Origin of the sequence: Citrobacter sp. Igbk 17 (assembly GCF_028069775.1) — a bacterium.
Classification (GTDB): Bacteria; Pseudomonadota; Gammaproteobacteria; order Enterobacterales; family Enterobacteriaceae; genus Citrobacter.
On sequence record NZ_JANEWI010000085.1, the window covers coordinates 1 to 648 of the forward strand.

1 pseudogene is annotated in these 648 nt (G+C 47.7%); it reads right to left on the bottom strand.

Features of this window, described 5'->3' with window-relative positions:
• Nucleotides 1–648 (bottom strand): annotated as a pseudogene (locus NNO08_RS22870) (hypothetical protein); the annotation flags it as partial.

Here is a 648-nt window from a genome sequence, read left to right on the forward strand (position 1 = left end):
TACGTTCGCCCGCTCCGTCAGAAGCAGGTTCAAAGCCATACTTAATACGTACATCTGATCCATTCCACTGTACAGATCCGTTTCTTCCATTGATGTTTCCATCCTCAACAAAAGCAAAGTTGGCAGCTACAGAAGCATCGCTGGTTATCTGGATTAGGGCGCGGCGGATAGAACCACCATCGAAATTGGCAAAGAACTGGGCTTCACACCTGCTGGTGTCGTTAGTAGCAATTCTTGATACTAATAATGGCCCTTGTGTATTAGCTAATGACCCATCGGGAACATTTTTAATCATGCCAATATTGGCATTACCAGTAGCTGAGCTTGTGAATAAACCACCAGTAAACACCTGAGGTGCAGACCAGGCGTTAGCTCCGCTCAGTAGCGGGATCGAATTACCACTGGTTCCGATACTGGTAGTGGCTGCACTGGTTAATTCCAAACCGGTGCGTGCAGTCGCTGGATTGTTCCCTCCCGTGCCTCCTTGAGTAACACTTAACGGCGTCGTCAGCCCTGTAAGGCTGGTAATATCTGAGTTGTTCCCTTTTTTAGCCTTGTCACTGACGCTGTTTATTAACTTTTTCGCTGATGGTCCTGTTGTCTGGCTGGTATCAGGGAGCGTAATGGTTACATCACCATCTGCAGTGA